A 24968-nucleotide genomic window follows, 5' to 3' on the forward strand; every position below is an offset into this window, starting at 1 on the left:
GCGCTCGGCCGCGCTAGTTGGCCTCGGAGCGGCCCGTCCGCCAGTAGCCCATGAAGGCGACGCGCGTGCGGTCGACGCCGAGCTCGGTGACGAGGCAGCGGCGGATGAGCTTGATCGCGCCCGCCTCGCCGGCGATCCAGGCGTAGAGCCCCGGGTCGGTCCGCTCCGCGGGCACCTCCCAGAGGATCTCGGTGTCCACGTCGACGTCCGACACCTCGACCCCGCGGTGGTGCGCCGTCAGGAAGCGGGTCGCCCACGCCCGGACGGAGCCGCCGAGCTGCGCGCCCGGAGTCGTACCCGAGCGCACCAGCCAGTGCACGCGGACCCCGGCCGGATGCCGCAGCGGCAGGCGGTCCTCCGCGCTCGGCACCTCGAGGAACGCGGCGCCGGTGGCCGTGTCCGGCAGGCTCTCGAGGATCGCGCTGATCGCGGGGACCGCGGTCTCGTCGCCGGCCATCAGCAGCGTCGTGGCGGCGCCCGGGTGCCACTCGACGCCGCCGCCCGGCAGCTCGGAGCGCGCATCGGGCGCGATGATGACGACCCGGGCGCCGACGCGGGCCGACTCCACCCAGGCGGAGGCGGGGCCGGTGTCGCCGTGCGCGACGAAGTCGACGTCGACCTCGGCGCGCTCGGGCCGGGTGGCGCGGATCGTGTAGGTGCGCAGCGGATTCCGCAGGGCGTCCGGCAGCTCGCGCCAGCGCGTGTACCAGTCGGGGGCGAGGCCGTCGGGGCCGCCCTCGTCGGCGACCGAGGTCATGAAGTCGTCCGCGCTCGACGTCGGCGTCGGCACGACCAGCTTGATCCGCTGGTCCGGCCCGGTGCAGGCGACCGACCCGAGGTCGTCGCCGGTCAGGGTGATCCGGATGAAGTGCGGCGCGATCCGCACCGCACGGGCGACGGTCGCGAGGTACGGCCGGTAGGCCGGGCGGGCGGGGGCTTCGGTCAGCGGAGGCACCGCTCCAGTCTCGCAGACAAGGTTAGCCTTACCTAATCCTGAGTGGCTCTCAGGGAAAGCGGCCCGCGGTGGAGACCGCCACCGGGCCGAGCGGGGCTCAGCGGGCGGTGTGCTGCGCCGAGACGCGCAGGCGGGCGTCCACGTCGGCGGCGAGCTCCGCCACGACGGCGCCCTCTCCCCCGACCCAGGCGCAGAAGTCGTGCCGGTCGTCCGCCCAGGGGTAGTCGCCGTCGACGACGGACATCTCGCCCATCCAGGCGCGCACCGCGCGGTCGAGAGCGACGCCGCGCGTGCAGGCGAGGCCGGTGCCGGGAGCGCCGGAGCGCTGCGCGCGGCCGAGCCAGGTGACGCAGACGCGACCGGGCGCGGTGAGCGGCGGGAGTCCGCGGGCGTCGTCGACCTCGACGAACACCTGGCCGCGGGCGTTCGCGGGGAGGGCGTCGAGCATGCTCTGGATCCAGGGCACGACGGTCTCGTCGCCCGCGATCAGGAACTGCTTGACGTCGATCGGCTCGTCACCGTCTCGTCCCTCGAACATGCACATCGGAAGTAAGTATAGGCATGCCTAACCTCACGGCCAAGGGTCCGAGGCTGCCCGTTCGCCGAGCGTCGCGTGCACCCGTCGACCGGCGTGTGCGCCCGCCGCCGCCCGCCCGTCACCACTGCGGCGGGTGCCGCCGCTGCCAGCGCACGCGCCGCTCGAGCTGCGCGCCGAGCGAGAGCAGCACGGCCTCGCCGCCCGGTCGGCCGATCAGCTGGATCCCCATCGGCAGCCCGTCCGCCGTGACGCTCAGCGGGAGCGCGATCGCGGGGAGTCCGCTCACGTTCACGAACGACGTGTACGGGGTGTACTGCACCTGCTGCTGGAAGTTCCGCTCCGGATCCCCGGCGTCGTACCAGCCGACCGGCCGCGGCGTCATCGTCATCGACGGCGTGAGGATCGCGTCGAACGGCGAGAACGCGGCGATCACCGCGCGCTCATAGGCCGACAGCACCCCCGCCGCCTCGACGATGTCGCGCGCCGAGCGGCGGCGGCCCTCCCGCACCAGCCACTGGGTCAGCGGCTCGAGCAGCTCGAGCTCGTCGCCCTCGACGGGGAGCGTGGACGCCCCGCTCTGCCAGAGCATCCGGAAGGCGTCGGGGTACGCCGCGGAGGGCGGCAGCACCGCGTCGTCGAGCCCGTGCCCGAGCGCCGACAGCGCCGCGATGCCCTCGTCCAGCGCCGCGCGGGCCTCCGGATCCAGGCCGATCTCGTACTCCTCGTCCCAGGGCGAGGCCGTCAGCACGCCGATCTGGAACCGGCCCTCGCCGCGCACGGCTGCGCCGAGGAACGAGCCGTCGCCGTCGCCCGGTGCGGTCAGGGCGGTGCGCTGCGGGACGACGCCGTTCCGGCGCTCGAGCATCCCCTCCAGCAGCATCCCCGCGTCCGCGACCGAGCGCGTCAGCGGACCGGCGACGACGAGACCGCCCACCCCGCCGACCCCGGAGGACGCCGGCACCCGCCCGCGCGAGGGCTTGAGGCCGACCAGGCCGCAGGCCGCCGCGGGGATGCGGATCGATCCGCCGCCGTCGGAGCCGGGCGCGAACGGCAGCAGTCCCGCGGCCACCGCGGCGGCCGCTCCCCCGCTCGAGCCGCCTGCTCCGCGCGAGGTGTCCCACGGCGTCACGGTCGGCGGCCCGACCCGGTTCTCGGTGTACGAGGGCATCCCGAACTCGGGCGCCGCGGTCTTGCCCAGGCTGATCGCGCCGGCCCCGTCGAGCACCTCGACGATCTCGTCGGAGGCGTCCGGGACGAACGACTCGCGCAGCCGCGACCCGAAGGTGGTGCGCACGCCCGCCCGGCGCCAGAGGTCCTTGTCTCCGCTCGGGAGCCCCCACAGCAGCGCGGTGCGCGGGACGGAGTCGATCGCGGCGGCGCGGGCGCGCGCCGCCTCCGCGGTCACGGTCGTGAACGCGCCGATCTCGGCGTTCCAGCGCTCGATCCGGGCGAGGTAGTGCTCGGTGAGCTCGAGCGGGGTGATCTCGCCGCGCTGCAGCCAGTCCCACTGCTCCTGAGCGCTGAGGTGGTGGAGTTCGAACATGGAACGACCCTATTCCGCCGCCTCGGTCGCGCTCTGCGCGCACCGGGTCGAGCGGAACAGGGTCGTTCCGGGTGGGGCCTAGGCGGCGCGGCGGCCGATCTCGCGGACGCCGTCCTCGCTGCCGAAGCGGCTGCCCGCGGCGACGACCGTGTCGCGGTCGACCCGCGCGCCGGTCGCGACGACGGCCGAGCCGCCGATCCGCGAGTAGCTGCCGATGTGCGCGCCGGGGCCGATGATGGCCTCCGGGCCCACGTGCACGTTCGCGCCGATGAAGGCGCTGTGCCCGATCATCGCGTCGCGGTCGACCCAGCTGCCGGCGCCGATCCACGCGCGCTCCCCGACGGTCGCGCCGGGCTCGACGTAGGCGCCGGTCTCGACGTACGCCGACGCGGAGACGCGCGATCCCGGAGCGACCATGCCGCGTCCGTTCGCGTGACGGCGGTAGACGATCTCCTCGTCGCCGCCGCGCGCTCCCCGTCCCTTGCTCATTCCTGTTCCTGCCATCTGCCTCGAGCTCCTCCGAGCGGTCCGATGGGCGGGGCTGTCGGGCCCCACCCCGCTATCGGAGACAACAGCGCGCACGGCCCGGGCATTCCCCCCGAAGGGGGCGCTCAGTCCCGCGGCTCGACGGCGTCGGCGACGGCGGTGACCACGGCGCGGAAGCGCTGGGGAGCGTCCCGGATCCGGCGCCGCGCGAGCACTCCCGCGAGAGCCGACGAGGCACCCGCCGCGACGATCTCGCACTCGACCCGGGCGCCGTCCTCGTCGGGCAGCACGCGCCACTGCTCGACCCCGGCGACCGGGAGCCGGCGCTCGAGGCCGTCCGCCGTGCGCTCGAACGCCGGCCCGTCGTCGGCCGCCAGCACGTCGGCGAGCGCGGCGAGCACCGGCGCGGGCTCGGCGTGCAGGATCGAGGCGAGGGCGAGGAGGCTGCGCATCGGGGCAGTCTGACACGCTCCGCGGATCCCACCCTGCCGGCCCATGCTGGTCGAGTAGCCCCGCAGGGGCGTATCGAGACCCACCGTCGTCGACAGGGCGGCCCTGCACACCGGACGTCCGATGCCGGTGGATCTCGATACGCCCGCTGCGCGGGCTACTCGATCAGCATGGAGGGGCCTCGATCAGCATGGCGAGGCCTCGATCAGCATGGTGTCGCCCCGCTCAGCCTGCAGTCGCCCCGCTCAGCACGCAGCCGCCCCGCTCACGAGCGCTCGTCGAGCACCCTCCGCAGCCAGTCGAACGAGGCCTTCGGCACGCGGTCGCGGCTGCGGGAGTCGAGCGCGACCAGGCCGTGGGGCCGGGTGTAGCCGTGCTGCCACTCGAAGGCGTCCACGAGCGTCCAGAGCTGGACCGCCTCGAGCGGCAGCCCCTCGTGCACGGCCTCGGCCAGCGCGCCGAGGTGCGCACCGAGCCAGCGGATCCGCTCCGTGTCGACGATCTCGCCCTGCCGGTCCGGCAGATCCGGGTAGCTCGCGCCGAGCTCGGTCAGCACGAGCGGCGGCAGCCTGTCGCCGTAGCGCTCGACGAGACCGCGCAGCACCGACACCGGGGCCCACGGCGCGAACGGCGAGCCGTCCCCGGTGCGGTCGAGCTCCGGCCAGGGCCGCCCGTGGAAGGGCAGCGCCGGCGGGGCGCCCGGCCCGGTCGGCAGCGACGGATCGCGCCCCGTGGCGATCCGCTGCGGGGCGAGCGGAGCGACCCCGTAGAAGTCGAGCGGCGCGCTGATCCGGGCGAGGTCGACCGGATCGACGCCCGCCAGCGGCGCGAGGAACGGCGGCAGCTCCTCCGGACCGGCCGGGTAGGCGCCGGTGAGGAGGGCGTCGGCGACGAGCCGGTTCTGCAGGACGTCGGCGAGCGCCGCCCACGCGCCGTCCCGCTCCGACTCGCTGGCCGGCTCGACCACGGCCTGCGCGTCGACGAGGCCGATGCGCCCCGCGAGGTCCGCCGAGCGCAGGGCCTCGACCGCGACGCCGTGCCCGAGCAGCTGGTGGTGCAGCGCGGGCAGCGCGCTGAAGAGGCGACCGGCGCCCGGCGCCTGCCGGGTCAGCGCGTAGCCCTCGAGGAAGACGGTCGACGGCTGATCGAGGGTGATCCAGTCCGCCACCCGGTCGCCCAGGCGCGAGCCGATCTCGAACGCGACGTCGCCGAAGCGGAAGGCCGTGTCGCGGTTCATCCAGCCGCCGCTGAGCGCCGAGGGGGTGTCCCGGTGCTGCAGGGTGAGCGCGATGCGGATCCCCGCCCCGGCGATCGCGTCGAGCAGCCGGTCGTAGAAGCCGAGCCCGCCGCGGTCGATCAATCCGCGCCCGTCCGGCTGCAGCCGCGTCCACGAGATCGAGAGCCGCAGCTCGTCGATGCCGAGGTCGACCATCAGGGCGAGGTCCTCGCGCCAGCGCAGCAGGAAGTCGGTGGCGAACTCGGGCGTCGCCTCCTCGGCGATGGTGCCGCGCCGCAGCGCGAAGTCGTCCCAGACGGACCGGCCGCGCCCGCCGGCCTCGAGCAAGCCCTCGGTCTGGAAGGCGCTCTGCGCGAGCCCGATCCGCAGGCCCGCCGGGAGCAGCCGCCCCAGCTCCCGCGGATCGTCGAAGCGCGCGGTCTCGGCGCGCACCTGCTGCCGGTCGCGTCCGCGCGCGTCGTCCTCGCTCATCTTTCCTCCGAGTCGTCGATGGGTATATTGTCGCGGAAGCGCTCTCCCGCTCGGACCAGGCCCTCCGCCGCCGGACGGAGACCGGTCACCCCTTCGGTGTACATCCGGCAACGGGGGCGCGCCGCGCTTGACACTGCCCGCGCACGCCCGTGCAATGGACGCACCGTGATTCCGAGTGTCGCCGCGTCTGTACCGGGGGGTTCCGCGACGAGGGGTCCGTCGGTCCTGCCGACGAGCCGCCTCCGCCGCTCCCCCCGTTCGTCGCGCCGTCCGGCCGCCCTGCTGCTCGTGCTCCTCGTCGCCCTGGGCGCCGCCGCCGGGCTGACGGCGCCGAGCGCGGAGGCCGCCGCTCCCCTGACCATCACGGCCCCGGTCACCGGCACGGTCCTGCCGAGCGGCGCGATCACCGCGACCGGCACCGGCACCGCGGGCGACCAGATCCAGGTCGGCCGCACCGGCAGCACCGAGCCGCTCTGCATCACCACGGTCGCCGCCGACGACACCTGGGCCTGCGCGCTCGATCTCGACGACGGCCGGATCAGCCTCACCGCCGTCGAGCTCCTCGCCGCCGGCGGCACGACCTCGGCCCGCACTGAGATCGCCGTCCTCAGCGCCCCGGTGATCGAGTCGGTCGACGGCTCGGCCACCTCCGCCGGGTCGGTGAGCGGCACCGCCTACCCCGGGGCGAGCGTCGCGGTCACCTCCGACGGCGGCGCCTCCTGCCTCGCCACCGCCGACGGCGCCGGCCGCTGGTTCTGCCAGCTCGCCCCCACTCCCGCCCCGGGCAGCTACCGCGTGACCGCCACCCAGTCCGCCTCCTTCGCCGGCAGCACCGTCTCGCCCGCCAGCGCGGCGGTCAGCCTGGTCGTCGATACCGCGGCCCCGGTGGCGCCCGTCCTCTCCTCCCCCGGCCCGGGCGCCGCCCTCCCGCTCACGGGCGCGGTCTACTCCGGCTCGGCGACCGAGGGCACGCGGGTCTACGTCTACGTCGACCTCGTCAACACCTGCGACGCGCCGATCACCGGCGGCTCCTGGAGCTGCACCGGCGGCACGGTGACCGCAGGACCGCACCGCGTCTCGGCCATCGCCGGCGACGCGGCCGGCAACTACAGCTCGCGGAGCCCCTGGATCGACGCGACGTTCTCGGCCTCGACGGGGACGCCCTCCGCCACCCCGAGCGCGACCGCGCCCGGTCCGACCGCGTCGGCCCCCGGCGGCGGCACGCCCAGCACCGCGCCCGGCTCGCCGACCGCCCGGCCGACGGCGCCCGGCGGCTCCGCGACCCCGTCGCCGACCCGCCCGGGCCAGTCCGCTCCTGCACCGGTACCTGCGCCCACCGATGGCGCCACGGCCGCACCCGCTCCCGGCGCTGCGCCCAGCGACCCGCCGCCGACCGTCCCCGCCCCCGCCCCCGACGGCGGTTCCGCCCCCGGTGGCTGGAGCGCCGCGACCGGCATGACCACCGCGCTCTCCTCCGGCGCCCCGATCGGCACGATGGCCGACTGGATGCGCTCGCTCGCCCTGGCCGTCGCGTCCCTCGCCCTGGTCGTCGTGCCCGCCCGCCTCGCCGTCGCCGGACGGGCACCGCGCGAGGCGCGCACCTGGCGCCTGACCGGCCGCAACCGGGCCCGCGTGGAGTACGACGACCGACCCGAGCCCACCCCCGTCTCGGTGCGCACGATGGTGGTCGGGATGATCGGCTGCGCCGCGGGGCTCGTGCTGCTCTCCGGCCGGATCGACGGGCAGCCCGCCTACCTCCGCCTGCTGATCGCGGTGATCGTCGCGGTCGCGCTGGTCAACGCCGTCGCCGCGGGCGTCCCCGCGCTCGTCGGCCGCCGCATCGGCCTGCCGGGCATCCGCATCGTCGCCTCGCCGCGCGCACTGCTGCTGGTCGCCGGGGCCGCCCTCCTCTCGCGCTTCGCGGGCCTGGACCCGGCCTTCCTCTTCGGAGTCGTGATCGGGCTGCTGCTGCCGGAGGGCGCCTCGGCCGTCGATCGCGCGAAGCTCGCGACGGTGCGCGTCGTCTCGCTGCTCGGCCTCGCCGCCCTGGCGTGGGGCGCGTCCGCCGCCGTCCCGACCGACGGCTCCTTCGCCGCCGTGCTCACCGCCGAGGTGCTCAGCGCCACCACGCTGATCTCGGTCGGCTCGAGCGTCGTCCTGCTCTTCCCGGTCGGCCGCCCCGCCGGTCAGAGCATCCTGCGCTGGTCGCCGGCGCTGTGGCTCGGGCTGACGCTGCTGGCCAGCACGGTGCTCTTCCTCCTGCTCACGCCGACGATCGCGAGCTGGGCGACCGACGGCGGGGGCGGCCCGGCGCTCTTCGCGGTCGTGGCGTTCACCGCGGTGTGCACGTCGATCTGGGCCTGGCGCCGCTTCGTCGACGTCGGCGAGTAGCGACCGCTCGCTCCGGCGGTCAGCCGATCGCGGCGAGCTCGCGCACGTCGTCGTCCGGCAGCACGTCCACGACGGCGCCGACGGTCATCTCGGCGAGGGTCGCCAGGCCGTCGTAGACGCTGAGGAACGCCGTGTCCGCCGCATCGCGACCGGTGGCGATGCGCACCAGGCTCGAGCGCGGCGCCAGCGTGGTCGCGTCGACGACCCGCCAGGAGCCCTCGATCCAGGCCTCGGCGACCGCGTGGAAGTCCATCGGCGCGAGCCCCGGCGCGTACACCGCGACCAGGCGGGCCGGCACGTCGAGGGCGCGCAGCAGTGCCACGACGAGGTGGGCGAAGTCGCGGCAGACTCCGCGGCGGGCCAGCAGGGTCCGCTCCGCGCCGTCGGTCGGCAGGCTGGATCCGGTCACGTAGGCGAGCCGGGTGCCGACCCAGGAGCTGACCGAGGCGAGCAGGTCGGCTCCCTCGAGGCCGGCGAACTCCGCGCGCGCCGTCGCCCAGAGGATGTCGGACTCCGCGTAGCGGCTCGGCCGGAGGTAGCGGAGGCGGTCGACCTCCTCGCCGGGCAGCGGCTCGAGCCGGCCGTCGACGCTCGCGGCGTAGTCGACGACGAGGCGGCCGACCCCCGCCTCGAGGACGTGCAGCCGGGTGCCGTGCTGGTCGAGCACCTCGCGGGCGGCGACGGGGCGGCCGTCGAGCTCGAGCGACAGCGTCTCCGGCGACCCGTAGGCCTCGGCGACCGCGATCGAGAAGACGAGCGTCGCGGGTCGCCCGACGTCGAGGACCAGGCGGGCGGAGACGTCGCGCTTCACGCGCCCTGCTCGCCCTTCGGCGGCGGGGTCGGTGCGGCGTCCGGCTCCTGCACGAGCTGCAGTCCGCCGGAGGAGTTCGCGGAGACCGTCAGCAGGTCGATCCAGGTGCGGTTGATCGACGGCACGCGGCCGCCGAAGTACTTGAAGTAGAGCGGCACGGACGGGTCGAGCCAGATGCTGGAGCGCCCGTCGCCGACCGCCGGGTCGTCCCGCCAGGAGAAGAAGAAGCTCTCGCGACGGCGGAGCTTGTTCGCGATGACGATCTGGACGTGCGTGAGCGTGCGGTCATCGAACTCGATCTCGACACCCGAGGCTCCGTAGAGCAGCTTCCCCATGAAGGACTCCCGACCACCCGTCGCCGGGCGGTGCATGACGGTGCCCGCAGGCACGAGAAGAGGAGACGCCACGAGGCGGCCCCGGGCGGTGCGCCTCCGGGACGGCGGCGCAGGCGCTCCGACCGGACGAGGACCGCCCGGCCACGACTCTATGCGAGGGCGGGCACCACTGTGGGGGATTGACGGGATCGCCCGCGTGCGGCGGAGTGCGGACGGACCCGCCCGCCCCACCGCGACGCGCCGATCCGCCGTCCCGCCGATGTCGGAGGTCGGACGTACGGTACCCGCATGATCGAATGCGGAAGCTGCGGAACCGATGCCGTCGTCCTCGACCGCTCCGGCGGGACCGACCCGGAGGGAGCGCCCACCGAGGAGCTCGTCGTCCTCTGCGCCGAGTGCGCCCCCGACGAGATCACCGCCGCCCTCGAGGCGGCCCTCCTCGACTCGGCGCCCCTCATCGAGTCGGCGCCGCTCGCGAGGAGCGCGCACGCGCGGGCGGCGTAGCCGGACCTGGCGCTGGCTCCACGTACTTCGGCGTCGCCACTGACTGAGGCCCCGCAGAACGGGGCCTCAGGCTGGCGACGTTCCGGCGAACGGCCCGTCGTCCGTCCAGGCTATATCGGCGGCAGGAGGGCCGCAGCCGATGGCGCGAAGAGTGCCCCCACTGGGACTCGAACCCAGACTGAGACGATTTTAAGTCGTCTGCCTCTGCCGATTGGGCTATGGGGGCGACCATCGGGCGGCGCGATCGCGCGCGCCGCCCGACGGTGCTGTCAGGACGTCGGAGACGTCAGGACTTCGCGGGCTCGCCGCCGACGGTGACGGGCGCACCGGCCGGGCCGGGCGTGCCGGCCGGAGCCGACTCGGCGGCCGGAGCGGCCGGGCGGGGACGCGACGCGTAGGTCTCGAAGGAGCCGCGCGGGTACTCGCGGGCCTCGATCGAGGCGATGTCGCGACCGAGCCAGAGGTTGTTCCACCAGCCCCAGACCACGCGGAACTTGCGCTCCCACGAGGGCATCGCGAGACCGTGGTAGCCGCGGTGCATGACCCAGGCCGGGAAGCCCTTGATCGCGATCTTGCCGGACTGGAAGACGCCGATGCCGATGCCGAGACCGGCGACCGCTCCCGCGTTCTTGTGGAAGTAGTCCTTCGGCGCCTCGCCGCGGAGGACCGCGATGATGTTGGTCGCCATCAGCTTGCCCTGGCGGACGGCGTGCTGGGCGTTCGGCACGCAGAAGCCGCCGACGCCGCCGCCAGTGAGGTCGGGGACGGCCGAGACGTCGCCGGCACCCCAGGCGCCCTCGACGATGACGTCGTCGTGGCCGACGCGGAGGTCGGCGCGCACGCGCAGGCGGCCGCGCTCCTCGATCGGGAGGTCGGAGTTCTTGATCGACGGGTTCGCCATGACGCCGGCGGTCCAGATGATCAGGTCGGACTCGAAGCTCTCGCCCGTCGACAGCTCGATGACGCCGCCCTCGGCCGACTTCAGCTGGGTGTCGAGGTGCACGGTGGCGCCGCGCTGGTCGAGGTTCTTCAGGACCCAGTGGCTCGTCTCGAGCGCGACCTCGGGCATGATCCGCCCCATCGCCTCGACGAGGTGGAACTTCGTCTCCTCGAAGTCGATCTCGGGGTAGCGCTTGAGCAGCGCGCTCGCGAACGAGCGCAGCTCGGCGAAGACCTCGATGCCGGCGAAGCCGCCGCCGACGACCGTGACGGTCAGCAGGCGCGCGCGCTCGGGACCGGCGGGGAGCGTCGCGGCCTTGTCGAAGTTGGTGAGGATGCGGTCGCGGATGGCGGTCGCCTCCTCGATCGTCTTCAGGCCGATCGCGTTGTCGGCGACGCCCGGGATCGGGAAGGTGCGCGAGACGGAGCCCGCGGTCACGACGATCTGGTCGTAGACGAACTCGTAGGGCTCGCCGACCGTCGGGGTGATCGTGGCGGTCTTGGACGCGTGGTCGATCTTGGTGACCTTCGCGGCGAGGATCGCGGTCTTCTTGAGGTGGCGGCGGAGCGAGACGATCGCGTGGCGCGGCTCGATGGATCCGGCGGCGACCTCGGGGAGGAAGGGCAGGTACGCCATGTAGGGCAGCGGGTCGACGATCGTGACCTCGGCCTCGTTGGCGCGGAGGTACTTCTCCAGCTTCCACGCGGTGTAGAAGCCGGCGTAGCCGCCTCCGACGATCAGGATTTTGGGCACGGTGAACACTCCAGAGGGATGGACAATGCGAACACCCTGCTTCTCGCGAAGTGCCCGCTCTCGATGCGGGTGGCAGCACTGACCCCGACTGGGAATCAGCCTAGCGAACCGCGCGTCGAATCGCGTCGACCCGCCGGGCGGCAGGGCCGCCGACGGCCACCCGGAGCGCTCGGACGGCGAGGGCTCGGGCCTCGAGTGCTCAGACCTCGAGCGGGCGGCACTCGCAGCGCTCGGGCGACCAGTCGGCCCGAGCCAGCGCCAGATCGCCGATCGGGTTCACTCCGGGGCCCGCCGCGAGGGCGTGGCCGGCGAGGGCGTGCAGGCACTTGACCCGCGTCGGCATGCCGCCGGAGGAGATGCCCGCGATCTCGGGCACGACGGCGATGCTCTCGCGGTCGGCGAGGAAGGCGCGGTGCGCGGCCGCGTGCGCGTCGCGGAGCTCCTCGTCCGCGGCCAGGAGCTCGTTGTACTCGACCATGACCTGGGTCGCCTCGAGCTGCGAGATCGCGGCGGTGGCGGCCGGATGGGTCAGGTAGTAGAAGGTGGGGAACGGGGTGCCGTCGCTCAGGCGCGGGCGGGTCGAGACGACCGTCGGGTTGCCGCAGACGCAGCGCGCGCTGATGCCGACCACGTCGCGGGCGGGGCGGCCCAGCTGGGCGGAGACCACGGCGATGTCGTGCTCGGTGGGCGGGTCGAACGGGGGCGTGGTCACGGAGGACTCCAGGGGGCGCGGGGACCGGAGGGAACTCTCCAGTGTAGGCGGGAGCCGGCCGGGCGGCCGGGATCGAGCATCCCGGGGCGAGCACCGCGGGTCAGGGGGCGGGGACGGGCTCCGGCGTGAGCTCGTCCGCCGTCGGGTCGCCGAGTCCGGCGACCGCGATCGAGGAGAGCAGCGAGCCGGCCCAGTCGCTCTGCGTCTTCTGCACCGAGTCGGATGCGGGCTGCGCGGCCTGCTGGGCGACGGCGATGTCGTCGAGCACGAGGTAGCTGACCTCGCCCGGCATCACGAAGTAGAGCCGCTCGCGGGCCTGGGCGCGGATGAACGCCGGGTCGGACCAGCGCACGCGCTGCTCGTCCAGGTTCTGCGACTGCGTCTTGGCCGCGTCGACGGAGCGCTGCAGCTCGGCGATCTCCGCACGCTGCTCGACGAAGTTCTTCACGCTGGGCGCGAGGACGACGACGGCCAGGATCATGATGCCCATCACCAGCAGGGTGAAGCCGGAGCCGCGGACCCCGGCGACCCAGGCGGAGGACGGCGCGACGGGCGGCTGCTTCGCGCGCGGCGGTCGCGAGGACCTCGGCGCGGCGCCGCCGGGCGTCGACCCCGGGCGCTTCGCGGAGGCGGCCTTCGAGCCAGGCGCCTTCGCACTGGACGCCTTCGCGGAGGGCGCCTTCACGGAGCCGGTCTTCGAGCCGGACGCCTTCGAGGAGGCGGGCTTCGACGCTCCGCCGGCGCCGTCACCGGCCTTCGACGCGGACGACGCGGTCGTCGCCTCGGCGGCGGACGGGCGGCGGGAGGCGCTCCCGGGAGCGGAGGGCCGGCGGGGCGGTCGGGCCATGAGCGGGTGCCTCCTCGGGCGGGCGGTCGAGCGGATGGAGGGCGGAACGGAAGCGGCCCCGGTGCCCGCACCGAGGTGCTGGGCTCCGGGGCCGCTCCGGCGGGGAGAGACTACGCCGAGAAGCGGGGGAAGGCGGAGCGACCCGCGTACGTCGCGGCGCCTCCCAGGATCTCCTCGATGCGCAGCAGCTGGTTGTACTTCGCGACGCGGTCCGAGCGCGCGGGGGCGCCCGTCTTGATCTGGCCGCCGTCCACCGCGACCGCGAGGTCGGCGATGGTGGTGTCCTCGGTCTCGCCGGAGCGGTGCGAGAGGATCGCGGTCATGCCGCTGCGCTGGGCGAGGGCCACGGCGTCGAGCGTCTCGGTGAGCGTGCCGATCTGGTTCACCTTGACCAGGATCGAGTTGCCGGCCTTCTCGGCGATGCCGCGGGCCAGGCGCACCGGGTTGGTGACGTAGAGGTCGTCGCCGACGAGCTGCACCTTGTCGCCGATCTCGGCGGTGAGGTGGGTCCAGCCGGCCCAGTCGTCCTCGTCCAGCGGGTCCTCGATGGAGACCAGCGGGTAGTTGGCGACGAGGTCGGCGTAGTAGGCGGAGAGCTCCTCTGCCGAGAGCTTCTTGCCCTCGAAGGTGTACTTGCCGTCCTCGTAGAACTCGGAGGAGGCGACGTCGAGCGCGAGGCCGATGTCCTTGCCGGGGGTGAAGCCGGCGGCCTCGACGGCCTTGAGGATGAAGTCGAGCGCCTCGCGGTTCGTGGGCAGGTCGGGGGCGAAGCCGCCCTCGTCGCCCAGGCCCGTGGCGAAGCCGGCCTTCTTCAGCTGCGACTTGAGCGCGTGGTAGATCTCTACGCCCCAGCGCAGGCCCTCGGAGAAGGACTCGGCGCCCAGCGGGACGGCCATGAACTCCTGGATGTCGACGCCGGTGTCGGCGTGCGCGCCGCCGTTGATGATGTTCATCAGCGGGACGGGCAGGGTGTGCGCGTTCGGGCCGCCGACGTAGCGGAAGAGGTCGAGGTCGGCCGACTGCGCGGCGGCCTTGGCGACCGCGAGGCTGACGCCGAGGATCGCGTTCGCGCCCAGGCGCGACTTGTTCTCGGTGCCGTCGAGCTCGATCAGCTCGGCGTCGACGAGGCGCTGGTCGGTGGCGTCGAAGCCCTCGATGGCCGGGCCGATCTCGTCGATGACGGCGTCGACGGCCTTCTGCACGCCCTTGCCGAGGTAGCGCTCGGCGTCGCCGTCGCGCAGCTCGTAGGCCTCGAAGGCACCGGTGGAGGCGCCGGAGGGGACGGCCGCTCGCGAGGACGCGCCGTCCTCGAGCAGGACCTCGACCTCGACCGTGGGGTTGCCACGGGAGTCCAGAATTTCTCGGGCGACGACTGCCTCGATAAGGGCCACAACTATCTCCTCTTGACGGGTGGGCTCCCGGAGGGCGGGAGCGGTCGGGAAGGAGTCTACTGACCGCCCCGGAACGCGAGGCGTCCGGGAGGCGTCGCTAGACTCCCAGGGCCCGAACGGCACCCGCGCCGATCCGCTCCCGCCCACCGGAGGACCCCGTGACCAGCACCGCCGCCGACCTCGTCGCGCGCCTCACCGAGGTCGTCCCCGACTTCCCGAAGCCCGGCATCCTCTTCCGCGACCTCACCCCGGTCTTCGGCGACGGCGAGGCGCTGCGCGCGGTCGCGGACGCGCTGATCGAGCCGTACCGCGGGCGGATCGACGCGATCGCCGGCGTCGAGGCGCGCGGCTTCCTCCTCGCTGCGGCCGCCGCCTACTCCGCGGGCCTGGGCGTCGTCACGATCCGCAAGCCCGGCAAGCTGCCGCGCGCGGTGCTGAGCGAGCAGGCGACGCTCGAGTACGGCAGCACCGAGCTGGAGGTGCACGAGGACGCGGTGCCGAAGGGCGCCCGGCTGCTGCTCGTCGACGACGTGCTCGCCACCGGCGGCACCCTCGATGCGAGCTGCCGCCTGATCGAGCGCGCCGGCTGGTCCCTCGAGGGCATCGCCGTCGTGATGGAGCTGGACGGCCTCGGCGGCCGAGCCCTGCTCTCCCCGCGCCGCATCGACGCGATCGTCACGGTCTGACCCACGCCCCCCTCCCCTCCCCCCTCTCCCCGCCCGCGAGATGCCACTTGTGCACGCGACACGCCGTGTCGGGCCTGCACAAGTGGCATCTCGCGGAGGGGAGCGGGGCGAGGGGCTCGGGGGTCAGGAGAGGGAGAGGGACATCCGGGACAGGACGAAGGTCTCGATCACCTGGACGACCATGTAGAGGATCAGCGAGACGCCGGTCACGATGACGACGGCCGACCAGATGTCGTCGAAGCGGGCCTGGGCGGTCCAGCCCGCGATGCCGCCGCCGATGCCGTCGCCGGTGGAGAGCCACTCGGCCAGCAGCGCGCCGGTGATGGCGCCGGGCACGGACACGCGGATCGCCGCGAACAGCGAGGGCAGCGCGCCGGGGATCGCGACCTTGCGGATCGCGGTGAGCGTGGATCCGCCGTAGACCGACACGACGTCGAGCATCTGCGGCGAGGCGTTGTTGAGGCCGAAGGCGATCGTCACGAGCGCCGGGAACAGCACGACGATGCCGCCGACCACGGCGACCGAGGCGACCGTGCCCTGGCCGAAGACCAGGATGATCAGCGGCGTCATCGCGATCAGCGGGACCGAGCGCAGCAGCAGCGCGAACGGCATCAGCGCGTGCTCGATCCCCTTGGAGAGCCGGAACAGGATCGCGACCAGGATCGCGACCACGAGACCCGCCGCGAAGCCGATGAGCGAGTCGAGCATGGTGACGGCGAAGAGCCCGCCGAGCTCGGCCCGGTGCTCGGCCGCCGTCTCGTCGGTGACCAGGTGCGCCCAGACGTCCCACGGGCCCTTGATCACGTACGGGGAGACGCCGCTGAAGAGGATGACGCCGATCCAGATCGCCAGGACGATCACGATGGTCGACAGGGCGATCAGCAGGCTCTTGCGCAGGCTCTTCAGCGTCGCGCCGAGGGCGGCGCTGCGCAGCTGACGGCGGAGCTCGTCGACCGCGATGATCTGCGTCGGGCTCGACTGCTCGGTGCGGTCGGGGATCGTGGAAGTCATGTCATGCCCGCTTTCCGGAGGACCACGGGGCGATGAGGCGCCCGATCAGGCCGACGACGCCGTAGCCGATCAGGGCGACGGCCGCGCAGAGGAGGAAGAGCGCCCAGACGCGGGGCGAGTTCAGCGAGACCTGCGCCGCGACCAGGATCGGGCCGACGCCGGTCTCGATCTTGCCGAAGTACTCCCCCAGGATCGCGCCGAGGAAGGCCGCGGGGACGGCGATCTGCAGCGCGGAGAGGATGTTGGGCAGCGCGGCGATCGCGCGGACCTTGCGCAGCTGGGTGAACTTGGTGCCGCCGTAGACGGTCACGACGTCGAGCGAGGCCCTGTCGGCCGCCTTGAGGCCGAGCAGGCTGCCGACGACGGTGGTGAAGAAGACGGAGAGCCCGGCGAGGAAGATCGCGGTGGCGCTCGGCTGCCCCGGCGCGTCGGAGCCGCCGAGGATGAGGAGCACGAGGGTCCCGATCGCGACGATCGGCACGCAGTAGGTGACGACCGCGAGCTGCGAGACGATCCCCTCCAGCCACGGCACGACCAGGACGAGCGCGGACAGCACCAGGGCGATCACGTTGCCCCAGAAGTAGCCGACCGCGGCCTCGCCGATGGTCACCGAGAAGTTGGCCCAGTAGAAGGACGCGCCGTCGTCCGCGATGGTCTGCGCGACCTGGATCGGCGTGGGGACCGGGGCGTAGGTGGTGCCGCCCGTGGGGGCGGTGATGAGGGCGATCACCCACCAGACGGCGATGATGCCGACGATGCCGATCAGCCCCGACGCCCAGGGCGGGAGGGAGCGCGAGCGGCGCTCGGTCGGCGGGACGGGAGCGGGGAGGACAGTGGCCACGGGGTTCCTCAGTGGTCGTCGGCGGCCGCGCCGCCGTCGCCGAACAGCAGCTCGGAGGCCTGGTCGACGTACGCGTGGAACTCGGGGGTGCGCTGCATCTCGGGCGTGCGCGGGCGGGGCAGGTCGATCTCGATGATCTCCTTGACCCGGCCGGGTCGCGGGCTCATCACGGCGACCTGGTCGGAGAGGAAGATCGCCTCGGAGATGCCGTGGGTGACGAGGAGGGTCGTGGCCGGCTTCTCGGTCCAGATCCGCAGCAGCTCGAGGTTGAGCTTCTGCCGCGTCATGTCGTCGAGCGCGCCGAACGGCTCGTCGAGCAGCAGCACCTCGGGCTTGAGGATGAGGCAGCGGGCGATCGAGACCCGCTGGCGCATGCCGCCGGAGAGCTGCGCCGGCTTGGCCTTCTCGAAGCCGCGCAGGCCCACGAGATCGATCAGCTCGTCGATGTAGGACTGGTCGACCGACTTGCCCGCGATCTCGAACGGGAGGCGGATGTTGGACATCACGCTGCGCCAGGGCAGGAGCGCGTGGTCCTGGAACGCGATGCCGAGCTTGTTGTCGCGGCGCAGCTCCTTCGGCGTGCGGCCGTCGACGCGGATGGAGCCCGAGGTGGGCTCCTCCAGGCCGGCGAGGATGCGCAGGATCGTGGACTTGCCGCAGCCCGACGGGCCGAGCAGGGCGAGGAAGCTGCCCTGGTCGGTGTGCAGGTCGGTGTCCTGCAGCGCCGTGACGCTGCGGGAGCCCATCCGGAACGTCTTCGACAGGCCGTGGATCTGGATGCCGGTGCCGCCGGCACCCTGCTCGTGCAGGGTGCCGGCGTCGGTCGTGTCGGTCACGAGTGGTGCCCTCCGTGGTGCTGGTTCGACAGCCGCGCTCAGGCGGCGTACTTGACGAGGTCGGGGTTCTCCTCGTAGACCTCGGCGAGGAGGGACATGTCGAAGAGATCGGCCGCCTCGACCTCGATGCCGGCGCCGGCGAGCGAGGCGAGGGTCTCCTCCTGGAGGCTGTCCGAGATCGTGAAGAGGCCGTTCGAGGCGGTCTCGTCCGAGACGACGAGCTCCTCCGACTGGATCGTGGAGCCCTTCTTGGAGGACTCCTCGTCGAGGCCGAGGTCCTTGCCGTAGGTCTCGATCGCGAGCATCGCACCGGCCTCGGGGTCGTTGACCGCGTCGGTCCAGCCCTTGATCTCGGCGACGAGGAACGCCTTGAGCGCCTCGCGCTTCTCCGCGATCGACTGGTCGGTGACGGTGAAGGTCTCGGCGACGAAGGGGAGGCCGTTGTCGGCGAAGGGCAGGTTGACGACCTCGTAGCCCTCGGCCGCGACGGTGATGGCCTCGTTGGTGAGGTAGGCGATGAAGCCGTCCACGGTGCCGTTGATCAGCACGGAGGGGTCGTACTCGACCGGCACGACGGTGAGGTCGGACTCCTCGAGGCCGTTCGCCTTGAGCAGCGCCTGGAAGAGCGAGGTGTTCGACGCCTGGACGCCGATCTTCTTGCCGGCCAGGTCGGCCGGCGTGGCGATGTTGCCGGCGGTCGCGATGGAGAGGACCGTGAACGGGTTCTTCTGGTAGGTCGCGCCGATGATCTTGAGCGGCGCCTCCTGGGTCGCGACGACGGTGCCGACCGAGACGGCGTCGCTCAGCGCGACGTCGGCCGAGCCGGAGAGCAGCTCGGCGGTGCCGGTGGAGGGGCCCGCCGTCAGCGTGACGCCCGCGAGGCCGGCCTCGGTGTAGTAGCCCTTGGAGTCGGCGAAGAACTCGCCCGCGAACTCCTCGTTCTTGATCCAGGAGAGCTGGACCTTGAGGGTGCCGAGGTCGTCGCCGCCCTCGGCCGCCGCGCCGGAGGAGTCGGAGGCGCAGGAGGCCAGGACGGACACGCCGCCGAGGGCGAGACCGGCGATGCCCGCCATGCGCAGGACGCTGCGGCGGTCGAAGGTCTGCGAGGTGCGGAAGGGCGACAGGGTCAAGGGGACTCCTCGGGTAGGGCGGTGGGGACGCTGCTGTGGTGCGCGGGACGCGACGGGGCCGCTCGGGCGCGCCAAGCCGCGCCGATCGGGGTGCCTCGACGCTATCCTCGGGAGATTTCTCAGGTGTGTCCGCAGATTTCGCGGGGATTAAGGGTCTCACGGATCCGACAACGATCGGACCGCTCCCCCCGAGCCTCCCGGCGGATCGGCTGAACGCCCCCTCAGCTCAGCCGAGCGGCTTGAACGCGAGGTCCGCGGCGGTCGCGGCGTCGCGCGGCACGAGGGCGAAGCGCGTGAATCCGGCCGAGGCGGCGCGGTCGAGCAGCGGCGTGAGATTCTTCGACCGGCGCTCGAGGCGCACCCGGGAGCCTCCGGCGATCAGCTCCTGCTTCAGCGCGAGCAGCGCCTCGGGGGCGGCGTCGCGCTCGTGCACGAGGACGACCGCGTCCGGCCGCTCGTCCAGCGGCACGTCGATCAGCTCGACGATCCGCTCGAAGCCGATCGAGAAGCCGCAGGCCGGCACGTCCTGGCCGAGGAAGCGGCCGATCATCCCGTCGTAGCGCCCGCCGCCGCCGACCGAGGAGCCGGAGGAGGGGTGCGCGATCTCGAAGATGGTGCCGGTGTAGTAGCCCATGCCGCGCACGAGCGTCGGGTCGAAGCGCAGCGAGACGCCGGTCGGCAGCGCGCGCAGCGACCGGGCGAGCGTCTCCAGGGCGAGCACCGCCTCCGGGTCGATGCCCTCGGGCAGCACGTCGAGGATCGCGGACTGCTCGAGCGCCACTCCCCCGGCCGCGACGGCCGCCTCGATGCGCGCGAGGTAGCCGCCGAGCACCGCGGCGGCGTCCGGGCCGTCGGCCTCGAGCTCGGCGACGACTCCGCTCGCGCCGATCTTGTCGAGCTTGTCGATCGAGATGAGGGCGGGGCCGAAGCGCTCGGGGGCGAAGCCGCAGTGCTCGAGGATGCCGGTGAGGATCCGCCGGTCGTTGATGCGGATCGTGCACTCGCGCAGGCCCAGGGTGTCCAGGGCGGCGGCGGTCGCGGTGATCAGCTCGACCTCGGCGAGCTGCCCCGGCTCGCCGATGATGTCGATGTCGCACTGCACGAACTGGCGGTAGCGCCCCTTCTGCGGGCGCTCGGCGCGCCAGACCGGGGCGATCTGGACCGAGCGGAAGACGGTCGGCAGCTCGGCGCGGTGGCTGGCGTAGAAGCGGGCGAGCGGGACGGTGAGGTCGAAGCGGAGGCCGAGGTCGGCCAGGGTCGAGGCGTCGTCGGCGGCGGCCGCGGCGGCGAGATCGTCGTGCGCGAGCCCGCGGCGCAGCACGCTGAAGGCGAGCTTCTCGTTGTCGCCGCCGAGGCCGGAGTGCAGGCGGTCGAAGTCCTCGACGACGGGGGTCTCGATCTCGTCGAAGCCGTGCGCCGCGTAGACCCGGCGGATCACTCCGAGCGCATGCTCGCGCTTCGCCTTGTCGGCCGGGAGGAAGTCGCGCATGCCGCGGGGCGGGGTGATCGCAGAAGCCATGGGGCGATTCTCCCAGACCCTCCGGGCGCGCTCCGCAGGGCGCTGCGCGCACCCGGCCGACGGGTCCTCGCGCGGTCACCGGCCGGTCGAGGGCGTCGGCTAGGCTCGCGGCGCTCGCGCGGTCAGGGGGACCGCTGCGCACCGACGAGGGGGACTCGATGGAGGCACGTGCTCGGGACGGGATCGTGGCCGAGGGGGTGTCGCGGGCGTTCGGGCCGGTGCACGCCGTGCGGGACGCCAGCTTCGAGGCGCGGCCCGGCGAGGTCACCGCGCTGATCGGCCCCAACGGCGCGGGCAAGACGACGCTGATGCTGCTGCTCGCGACGCTCCTGCGTCCCGACGCCGGCCGGCTGCGCGTCGCCGGGCACGACCCCGTCGAGGAGCCGGCCGCCGTGCGCGCCGCACTCGGCTGGATGCCCGACGTGCTCGGCTCCTGGGCGAGCCTGACCTGCGGGGAGACGCTCCGGACGACCGGGCAGCTGTACGGGCTGTCCCGCGAGGCCGCCGGGTCCCGCGCGCACGAGCTGCTGGATCTCGTCGACCTGGTCGAGTTCGGCGACCGGCCGACCCGGGTGCTCTCGCGCGGGCAGAAGCAGCGGCTGAGCCTCGCCCGGGCCCTCGTGCACGACCCGTCCGTGCTGGTGCTCGACGAGCCCGCCTCGGGGCTCGATCCGGGGGCGCGGATCCAGCTGCGCGACCTCGTGCTGCGGCTCGCCGCGGAGGGGCGCACGGTGCTCGTCTCGAGTCACGTGCTCTCCGAGCTCGACGAGATGGCGAGCGCGGCGGTCTACCTCCACGGCGGGGTGACGGCCTCGCACGAGGCGGTCGCCCGTGCCTCGCGAGCACTGCGCGCCTGGCGGATCGACGCGGTGCAGCCGCGCGGCGCCGAGCTCGCGGCGGTCGTCGAGCGGCTGACCGGGGTGACGGTGCGCGTCGAGCGGGAGTCGGCGCTCGTGCCGGTCATGAACGACGCCGCGGCCGCCGACCTGCTCGGGCGGCTGGTGTCGGCGGGAGTGGCGGTGAGCCGCTTCGCGCCGGCGGTCGGCGAGCTTGAGCACACCTTCTCCGATCTGACCCGCGCCGCTGGAGACCCGACCGGACCCGCGGGTCCGGTCGTCGAGGACGAGGGGGACGCCCGATGAGCACCGAGACCACCACCGCCCGGCCGCTCCCGTTCCTGCAGGGCGTCCGCATCGTCCTCGGCCTCGAGCTCGCCCAGCGCGTCCGCGGCACCTCGTCGTTCGTGCTTCTGGGGCTGTTCTTCCTGCTGACCGGCGCGGTCACCGGCCTGCTGGTCGTCGCGACCGGCGTCTTCTCCGGCAGCGGCGCCGTGGTGGGCGGCTGGATCTACTCGATCCTCGTCTACTTCGTGCTGCTGCTCGGCAGCCTCGTCACGCCCGCGCTCTCGGGCACCGCCGTCAACGGCGACCGCGACGCGGGCACGCTCGCGACGACGCAGGTCACCCTCGTCACGACCGCGCAGCTCGTGCTCGGCAAGTTCGCCTCGGCCTGGCTGGTCGCGCTGGCGTTCCTCGCGAGCACGGTGCCGTTCCTGCTGGTGGCCGTGCTCGTGGGCGGGGTCTCGCTCGCGTCCGCGTCGGTGTCGGTGCTCGTGCTCGCCGTGCAGCTGGGCGTGGTCGCGGCGATCGGAGTCGGGCTGAGCGGGATCCTGGACCGGCCGCTGATGTCGGTCGTCACCACCTATCTCGTCGTCGCGGCGCTGAGCATCGGATCGCTGATCGCGTTCGGACTGCTGACGTCGGTCACCCAGACGGAGCAGCGGACGGTCTACACCGATGACGCCGAGGGGATCTGCGGGCCGGACTTCGAGTCGCAGGTGCCCCGCGCGGACTACTACTGGGGGCTGCTCGCCCTGAACCCGTTCGTCGTCCTCGGCGACGCGGTTCCGCCGCAGCTCGGCGAGTACGGCTCGCCGGAGGACCTCTTCACCGGCGTCTCGCTGCTCGTGCGCCAGGCCCAGATCGCCCCGGAGCCGGTGATCGAGATCTCCTGCACCGGCGGGTACTCCGGCTCGTCGCGGCCGGACACGCCGGAGGAGGTCTTCGACGCGACCGTGCCGTCGTGGTTCGTCGGGCTGACGCTGCAGGTGGTGCTGGCGGTCGGGATGCTGCTCGGGGCGATCCGGCGGACGGCGACGCCGGCGGCGCGGCTGCCGCGCGGGCGGCGCGTGGCGTGATGCTGCCGCAGCCTCTTCGACGTGGGTCTCGATACGCCGCTGCGCGGCTACTCGACCAGCATGAGGGGGTGACCGCGGAGAGCGGAGCCCGCGCCGCGGGCGCTCCCCGCTCCTGCTGATCGAGTAGCCCGCGGAGCGGGCGTATCGAGCTCCACGTGATCAGCACTCGGGCCGGCAGCTACGCCCCGCGGCGCTCCTGCTCGACCGCGCGGATCTCCTCCTGGAGGTCGCGGGTCGCGGTGCGCAGGGCGCGCTCGGCGTCGAGGCCCTGCGCGCGGGCCGAGGCGACGATGGCGAGCAGCAGCGGGCCGAGGTCCTCCTCCGACTCGATCGGCAGCGGCCCCTCCCCCGCGTCGACGATGCCGAGCGTCGTCGCCTTGCCGATCACCTTGTCGGCCAGCGCGAGGGCCGGCATGCCCTGCGGGATGCCGTCGAGCACGCTGGTGCGGTGCGGCTTCTCCGTCTTCTTCAGCTCGTCCCAGACGGCGATGACGTCATCGGCGGTCTCGGCGGTCGCGTCGCCGAAGACGTGCGGGTGGCGGCCGATCATCTTGGCGTTCATGTGCGCCGCGACGTCCTCGATCGTGAACGGCTCCGGGCCGTCCGCGGCGAGGTCGGAGTGGAAGAGCACCTGGTAGAGCACGTCGCCGAGCTCCTCGATCAGGTCGGCCCGGTCACCCGCCTCGATGGCGTCGACCAGCTCGTGCGACTCCTCGATCAGGTAGCGCACGAGCGACTCGTGGGTCTGCTCGGCGTCCCACGGGCAGCCCCCCGGGGCGCGGAGGACGTGGACGGTGCGGATGAGCTCGTCGAGCCGGGGATGCGCGGTCACCCGGCCATCCTCGCATCGGCTCAGCAGGACGAGTGCCGGTCCGATCTGCAGGCTCCGACGACCAAGGAGGACATCGCGCCGCACGAAGGGGCCTCGACGCGGACGGATCGCCTGCACAGCACACCTCGGATCGTCGAAGCGCACCGGTTGGTCATCGGCGCGAAACACGCGCCGACTACGGTGACCGCGGGACGCGACCGCGGCCCGGAACAGGAACGCCACCGTGACCGTCATCCCTCCCGCCACCGGCACCGCCCTCGACCGGGGCGCGCCGCCGAGCGCTGAGCTGCACATCCACATCGAGGGCACGATCGAGCCCGAGCACATCGTCGAGATGGCGCGCCGCAACGGCATCGCCCTGCCGACCGAGGACCTCGACGCCCTCCGCGCGCGCTACGCCTTCGAGGACCTCGCCTCCTTCCTCGAGCTGCACTACTCGAACCTCACCGTCCTGAAGACGGAGCGCGACTTCTTCGAGCTCGCCACCGGCTACCTCGACCGGGCGAAGCTCGCGAACGTCCGCCGCGCCGAGATCTTCTTCGATCCGCAGACGCACCTGGGCAACGGCGTCCCGCTCGACGTCGTGATGGCCGGGCTCACGCGCGCGCTCGGGCGGAGCGAGGAGACGCACGGGATCTCGACGGACCTCATCATGTGCTTCCTGCGCGATCTCGGCGCCGACGCGGCGGACGAGATGCTGACCGCGATCCTGCCCTACCGCGAGCACATCATCGGCGTCGGGCTGGACTCGAACGAGGTCGGCTTCGGGCCGGAGCTCTTCGTCGACGTCTACGCGCGCGCCGCGGCCGAGGGGCTGCACCTCGTCGCGCACGCCGGCGAGGAGGGCGGGCCGGAGACGGTCGCCGAGACGCTCGAGCTGCTGAAGGTGGAGCGGATCGACCACGGCATCCGCGCGATGGAGGATCCGGCGGTCGTCGCGATGCTCCGCGTGCAGGGCGTGCCGATCACGGTCTGCCCGCTGTCGAACGTGGCGCTCCGCGCGGTCGACACGATGAAGGACCACCCGCTGCCGGCGATGCTCGCGGCCGGGCTGGTCGTCACCGTCTCGAGCGACGACCCGCCGTACTTCGGCGGCTACGTCGACGAGAACTATCGCGCGCTCGTCGAGGAGCTCGGGATGGACGACGCCCAGCTGGAGCGGCTCGCCCTCAACTCCTTCGACGCCGCCTTCATCTCGGACGCCGACCGCGCCCGCTGGCAGGCCGAGGTCCGCGCCCACTTCGCGCACTGACCCCTTCCGCGAGATGCCACTTGTGCACGCTCGACACGGCGTGTCGCGTGCACAAGTGGCATCTCGCGGGGAGGGAAGAGAGTCAGGCCTCGGGGTGGGGGGTCAGGTCGGGGGTCGCGCGGTCGAGGTCGGCGGCCTCCTCCTCGGGGCGGGGGGCGATGGTCTCGTCCTCCACGAGCTCGGGGATGCTCGGCTCGTCGGGGGCGGGGACGCGCAGCGGGGCCGCGTGATCGGCGGAGTGGTCGGCGGTGTCGGTCATGGTCGGTCCTTCGTTCGAGGGTCGGGGTCGTCGATCGTCGT

Annotated in this window: 25 protein-coding genes and 1 tRNA gene; 6 read left to right on the top strand and 20 right to left on the bottom strand. The window is 73.4% G+C overall.

What is annotated here, in order from left to right:
• Nucleotides 1–13 precede the first annotated feature (13 nt).
• The 6 genes from HQQ82_RS16430 to HQQ82_RS16455 form a co-directional block, all read right to left on the bottom strand.
• Nucleotides 14–955: a siderophore-interacting protein gene (locus HQQ82_RS16430; RefSeq protein ID WP_173235136.1), complete on the bottom strand. Its 942-nt coding sequence runs from the start codon at nt 953–955 to the stop codon at nt 14–16.
• Nucleotides 956–1052: 97 nt separating this feature from the next.
• On the bottom strand, nt 1053–1493 hold the full coding sequence (locus HQQ82_RS16435; RefSeq protein ID WP_173235137.1) for an SIP domain-containing protein: 441 nt from the start codon (nt 1491–1493) through the stop codon (nt 1053–1055).
• A 118-nt stretch (nt 1494–1611) separates the two neighbouring features.
• Nucleotides 1612–3036, bottom strand: a complete 1425-nt coding sequence (locus HQQ82_RS16440) for an amidase (protein ID WP_173235138.1) — start codon at nt 3034–3036, stop codon at nt 1612–1614.
• 78 nt (nt 3037–3114) lie between these two features.
• Nucleotides 3115–3525 carry a DapH/DapD/GlmU-related protein gene (locus tag HQQ82_RS16445; protein WP_173235139.1) on the bottom strand — a complete coding sequence of 137 codons (411 nt, stop codon included), beginning with the start codon at nt 3523–3525 and terminating at the stop codon, nt 3115–3117.
• A 122-nt stretch (nt 3526–3647) separates the two neighbouring features.
• The gene (locus HQQ82_RS16450; protein ID WP_173235140.1) at nt 3648–3974 is read right to left on the bottom strand and encodes a hypothetical protein; all 327 of its coding nucleotides are present in this window, start codon (nt 3972–3974) and stop codon (nt 3648–3650) included.
• Nucleotides 3975–4237: 263 nt separating this feature from the next.
• Nucleotides 4238–5680, bottom strand: coding sequence for a glycoside hydrolase family 1 protein (locus HQQ82_RS16455; protein WP_173235141.1), 1443 nt, complete (start codon nt 5678–5680; stop codon nt 4238–4240).
• Between the two features lie 288 nt (nt 5681–5968).
• On the opposite strand from HQQ82_RS16455, the gene HQQ82_RS16460 reads away from it, so the two are divergent.
• On the top strand, nt 5969–8071 hold the full coding sequence (locus HQQ82_RS16460; RefSeq protein ID WP_173235142.1) for a hypothetical protein: 2103 nt from the start codon (nt 5969–5971) through the stop codon (nt 8069–8071).
• 19 nt (nt 8072–8090) lie between these two features.
• Here the strand turns inward: HQQ82_RS16460 and HQQ82_RS16465 are convergent, their stop codons facing one another.
• Nucleotides 8091–8882 carry a transglutaminase family protein gene (locus tag HQQ82_RS16465; protein ID WP_173235143.1) on the bottom strand — a complete coding sequence of 264 codons (792 nt, stop codon included), beginning with the start codon at nt 8880–8882 and terminating at the stop codon, nt 8091–8093.
• Nucleotides 8879–9217: an ATP-dependent DNA ligase gene (locus HQQ82_RS16470; protein ID WP_068211888.1), complete on the bottom strand. Its 339-nt coding sequence runs from the start codon at nt 9215–9217 to the stop codon at nt 8879–8881. The genes HQQ82_RS16465 and HQQ82_RS16470 overlap by 4 nt, the downstream gene beginning before the upstream one ends.
• Nucleotides 9218–9505: 288 nt before the next feature.
• Between HQQ82_RS16470 and HQQ82_RS16475 the strand changes: the two genes are divergently transcribed.
• Complete coding sequence (locus HQQ82_RS16475; RefSeq protein WP_173235144.1) at nt 9506–9721, top strand: hypothetical protein; 216 nt, start codon at nt 9506–9508, stop codon at nt 9719–9721.
• A gap of 152 nt (nt 9722–9873) precedes the next feature.
• Here the strand turns inward: HQQ82_RS16475 and HQQ82_RS16480 are convergent.
• The 5 genes from HQQ82_RS16480 to eno all read right to left on the bottom strand — a co-directional run bounded on the left by HQQ82_RS16480 (nt 9874) and on the right by eno (nt 14364).
• A tRNA-Leu gene (locus HQQ82_RS16480) sits at nt 9874–9947 on the bottom strand.
• A gap of 60 nt (nt 9948–10007) precedes the next feature.
• Complete coding sequence (locus HQQ82_RS16485) at nt 10008–11414, bottom strand: NAD(P)/FAD-dependent oxidoreductase (protein WP_173235145.1); 1407 nt, start codon at nt 11412–11414, stop codon at nt 10008–10010.
• A gap of 199 nt (nt 11415–11613) precedes the next feature.
• The gene (locus tag HQQ82_RS16490) at nt 11614–12126 is read right to left on the bottom strand and encodes a DUF501 domain-containing protein (protein ID WP_173235146.1); all 513 of its coding nucleotides are present in this window, start codon (nt 12124–12126) and stop codon (nt 11614–11616) included.
• Nucleotides 12127–12226: 100 nt separating this feature from the next.
• Complete coding sequence (locus HQQ82_RS16495) at nt 12227–12973, bottom strand: septum formation initiator family protein (RefSeq protein WP_173235147.1); 747 nt, start codon at nt 12971–12973, stop codon at nt 12227–12229.
• A gap of 110 nt (nt 12974–13083) precedes the next feature.
• Nucleotides 13084–14364 carry a phosphopyruvate hydratase gene (gene eno / locus HQQ82_RS16500; RefSeq protein ID WP_173235148.1) on the bottom strand — a complete coding sequence of 427 codons (1281 nt, stop codon included), beginning with the start codon at nt 14362–14364 and terminating at the stop codon, nt 13084–13086.
• Between the two features lie 158 nt (nt 14365–14522).
• Here eno and HQQ82_RS16505 point away from each other — a divergent pair, with 158 nt between their 5' ends.
• Nucleotides 14523–15050 (top strand): adenine phosphoribosyltransferase, encoded by a 528-nt coding sequence (locus HQQ82_RS16505; RefSeq protein WP_173235149.1) that lies wholly within the window; start codon nt 14523–14525, stop codon nt 15048–15050.
• 123 nt (nt 15051–15173) lie between these two features.
• Here the strand turns inward: HQQ82_RS16505 and HQQ82_RS16510 are convergent, their stop codons facing one another.
• The 5 genes from HQQ82_RS16510 to hisS form a co-directional block, all read right to left on the bottom strand.
• Nucleotides 15174–16061, bottom strand: a complete 888-nt coding sequence (locus tag HQQ82_RS16510) for an ABC transporter permease (RefSeq protein ID WP_216848681.1) — start codon at nt 16059–16061, stop codon at nt 15174–15176.
• Between the two features lies 1 nt (nt 16062).
• Entirely contained in the window at nt 16063–16902 is an 840-nt protein-coding gene (locus tag HQQ82_RS16515) for an ABC transporter permease subunit (RefSeq protein WP_173235150.1), read from the bottom strand.
• Between the two features lie 8 nt (nt 16903–16910).
• Nucleotides 16911–17648 carry an ABC transporter ATP-binding protein gene (locus HQQ82_RS16520; protein WP_123705595.1) on the bottom strand — a complete coding sequence of 246 codons (738 nt, stop codon included), beginning with the start codon at nt 17646–17648 and terminating at the stop codon, nt 16911–16913.
• A gap of 128 nt (nt 17649–17776) precedes the next feature.
• Nucleotides 17777–18868, bottom strand: coding sequence for an ABC transporter substrate-binding protein (locus HQQ82_RS16525; RefSeq protein WP_254071570.1), 1092 nt, complete (start codon nt 18866–18868; stop codon nt 17777–17779).
• 226 nt (nt 18869–19094) lie between these two features.
• A complete protein-coding gene (gene hisS / locus HQQ82_RS16530) occupies nt 19095–20387 on the bottom strand; it encodes a histidine--tRNA ligase (protein ID WP_173235151.1) in 1293 nt (430 codons plus the stop codon).
• A 158-nt stretch (nt 20388–20545) separates the two neighbouring features.
• On the opposite strand from hisS, the gene HQQ82_RS16535 reads away from it, so the two are divergent.
• Nucleotides 20546–21529, top strand: a complete 984-nt coding sequence (locus tag HQQ82_RS16535) for an ABC transporter ATP-binding protein (protein ID WP_173235152.1) — start codon at nt 20546–20548, stop codon at nt 21527–21529.
• Nucleotides 21526–22584 carry an ABC transporter permease gene (locus HQQ82_RS16540; protein WP_254071571.1) on the top strand — a complete coding sequence of 353 codons (1059 nt, stop codon included), beginning with the start codon at nt 21526–21528 and terminating at the stop codon, nt 22582–22584. Before HQQ82_RS16535 ends, HQQ82_RS16540 begins: the two co-directional genes overlap by 4 nt.
• 178 nt (nt 22585–22762) lie before the next feature.
• On the opposite strand, the gene HQQ82_RS16545 is transcribed toward HQQ82_RS16540, so the two are convergent.
• On the bottom strand, nt 22763–23416 hold the full coding sequence (locus HQQ82_RS16545) for a MazG family protein (protein WP_367947983.1): 654 nt from the start codon (nt 23414–23416) through the stop codon (nt 22763–22765).
• Between the two features lie 223 nt (nt 23417–23639).
• Here HQQ82_RS16545 and HQQ82_RS16550 point away from each other — a divergent pair, with 223 nt between their 5' ends.
• Nucleotides 23640–24668, top strand: coding sequence for an adenosine deaminase (locus HQQ82_RS16550; protein ID WP_367947984.1), 1029 nt, complete (start codon nt 23640–23642; stop codon nt 24666–24668).
• Between the two features lie 82 nt (nt 24669–24750).
• On the opposite strand, the gene HQQ82_RS16555 is transcribed toward HQQ82_RS16550, so the two are convergent.
• Entirely contained in the window at nt 24751–24927 is a 177-nt protein-coding gene (locus HQQ82_RS16555; RefSeq protein ID WP_173235154.1) for a hypothetical protein, read from the bottom strand.
• Nucleotides 24928–24968: the final 41 nt, after the last annotated feature.

The sequence above is a fragment of the Rathayibacter sp. VKM Ac-2856 genome (assembly GCF_013205055.1).
Lineage (GTDB): Bacteria > Actinomycetota > Actinomycetes > Actinomycetales > Microbacteriaceae > Rathayibacter.

What these genes read in the sequence shown, in the direction of transcription:
- HQQ82_RS16435 (WP_173235137.1), bottom strand. Translation starts at nt 1,493, where the DNA reads ATGTTCGAGGGACGAGACGGTGACGAGCCGATCGACGTCAAGCAGTTC.
- HQQ82_RS16440 (WP_173235138.1), bottom strand. Translation starts at nt 3,036, where the DNA reads ATGTTCGAACTCCACCACCTCAGCGCTCAGGAGCAGTGGGACTGGCTG.
- HQQ82_RS16445 (WP_173235139.1), bottom strand. Translation starts at nt 3,525, where the DNA reads ATGAGCAAGGGACGGGGAGCGCGCGGCGGCGACGAGGAGATCGTCTAC.
- HQQ82_RS16450 (WP_173235140.1), bottom strand. Translation starts at nt 3,974, where the DNA reads ATGCGCAGCCTCCTCGCCCTCGCCTCGATCCTGCACGCCGAGCCCGCG.
- HQQ82_RS16455 (WP_173235141.1), bottom strand. Translation starts at nt 5,680, where the DNA reads ATGAGCGAGGACGACGCGCGCGGACGCGACCGGCAGCAGGTGCGCGCC.
- HQQ82_RS16470 (WP_068211888.1), bottom strand. Translation starts at nt 9,217, where the DNA reads ATGGGGAAGCTGCTCTACGGAGCCTCGGGTGTCGAGATCGAGTTCGAT.
- HQQ82_RS16475 (WP_173235144.1), top strand. Translation starts at nt 9,506, where the DNA reads ATGATCGAATGCGGAAGCTGCGGAACCGATGCCGTCGTCCTCGACCGC.
- HQQ82_RS16495 (WP_173235147.1), bottom strand. Translation starts at nt 12,973, where the DNA reads ATGGCCCGACCGCCCCGCCGGCCCTCCGCTCCCGGGAGCGCCTCCCGC.
- HQQ82_RS16510 (WP_216848681.1), bottom strand. Translation starts at nt 16,061, where the DNA reads ATGACTTCCACGATCCCCGACCGCACCGAGCAGTCGAGCCCGACGCAG.
- HQQ82_RS16520 (WP_123705595.1), bottom strand. Translation starts at nt 17,648, where the DNA reads ATGGGCTCCCGCAGCGTCACGGCGCTGCAGGACACCGACCTGCACACC.
- hisS (WP_173235151.1), bottom strand. Translation starts at nt 20,387, where the DNA reads ATGGCTTCTGCGATCACCCCGCCCCGCGGCATGCGCGACTTCCTCCCG.
- HQQ82_RS16535 (WP_173235152.1), top strand. Translation starts at nt 20,546, where the DNA reads ATGGAGGCACGTGCTCGGGACGGGATCGTGGCCGAGGGGGTGTCGCGG.
- HQQ82_RS16540 (WP_254071571.1), top strand. Translation starts at nt 21,526, where the DNA reads ATGAGCACCGAGACCACCACCGCCCGGCCGCTCCCGTTCCTGCAGGGC.
- HQQ82_RS16555 (WP_173235154.1), bottom strand. Translation starts at nt 24,927, where the DNA reads ATGACCGACACCGCCGACCACTCCGCCGATCACGCGGCCCCGCTGCGC.